Origin of the sequence: Mesorhizobium sp. M7A.F.Ca.CA.003.01.2.1 (genome assembly GCF_003998945.1) — a bacterium.
Lineage (GTDB): Bacteria > Pseudomonadota > Alphaproteobacteria > Rhizobiales > Rhizobiaceae > Mesorhizobium > Mesorhizobium ciceri.
In genome coordinates this window covers 1,930-2,438 of record NZ_RZRA01000851.1, presented here as the reverse complement: position 1 = coordinate 2,438, position 509 = coordinate 1,930, and the positions used below count along the sequence as shown (strand labels likewise).

At 61.9% G+C, this 509-nt stretch carries 1 pseudogene; it reads left to right on the top strand.

What is annotated here, in order from left to right:
- Positions 1–153 precede the first annotated feature (153 nt).
- Positions 154–509: pseudogene (locus tag EN969_RS36305) on the top strand (PfkB family carbohydrate kinase); the annotation flags it as partial.

Genomic DNA, 509 nt, shown 5'->3' with positions numbered 1-509 from the left:
GCAGAAGAGCTGACGCATCGGACAGTCGCGGGTCATGTCCTGACGTTGCGCTGCGTGGATTTGCGGTATATCGGCAGGCATGAACGATCCGGCCCGTAAATTGACAATTTTCATCACAATTGAGATTTGCCTTACCCTCGCGTTGCCAGTGACATGATCAAGCACAATCCGCCTTCTCCAGAACCATTGCACCGCGCCATTGCGCGGTTCGGCCAAGCCACCGTGCTGGTGGTCGGCGACTTCATCCTCGATCGTTTCGTCAACGGCGTCATCGAGCGGATCTCGCCGGAAGCGCCGATCCCGGTGCTGCATGGGCGCGGCGAGACCTCGACCATGGGCGGCGCCGGCAATGTCGTGGCCAACATCGTTTCGCTCGGCGCTGCCGCTGTCCCCGTTTCCGTAATCGGCGCCGATCTGGCGGGCGACAGTCTGGTGCGGATGCTGCGGGAACTTGGCGCCGATACGGCGGGCCTCGCGCAGGAGCCTGGTCGCATGACATCGTCCAAAAG